Origin of the sequence: Pseudomonas sp. IPO3778 (genome assembly GCF_013386825.1) — a bacterium.
GTDB lineage: Bacteria > Pseudomonadota > Gammaproteobacteria > Pseudomonadales > Pseudomonadaceae > Aquipseudomonas.
The window spans coordinates 1-306 of the sequence record NZ_JACARC010000145.1 but is presented as its reverse complement, the minus strand read 5'-3'; the positions used below and the strand labels follow the sequence as shown (position 1 = coordinate 306).

Genomic DNA, 306 nt, shown 5'->3' with positions numbered 1-306 from the left:
CCGCCTAAAAGCAACCTGACAAGGCCCGTCGAAGCCCTTTTGCGGCTCAGTAAATTCCAATCGCACAGCGTCATGCCAACGGCCGTTGGCAAATATCTGAAGCATCAATCGGTAGGTGGTCGCCATCTGCAATTTAATGCACCTATAGGGGAATTGGGTCACTCAAAAATGCAATATAGTGCATAAACCGCTTTGTCGCAGATTATATTTATGCATTAAAATGCATATCCTGATGAAGTCATGGCCCTACAACGCAATAAAATGCAAATCTACTCCCATTTTGCTCCCCGCCATCATTCTGTAAAA

General features: G+C 44.8%; 1 protein-coding gene. It reads left to right on the top strand.

Going from position 1 to position 306, the window contains the following annotated elements:
* The coding region (locus HX855_RS33095) for a hypothetical protein (protein WP_218644352.1) at positions 1-186 on the top strand (186 nt) is incomplete at its 5' end.
* Positions 187-306: the final 120 nt, after the last annotated feature.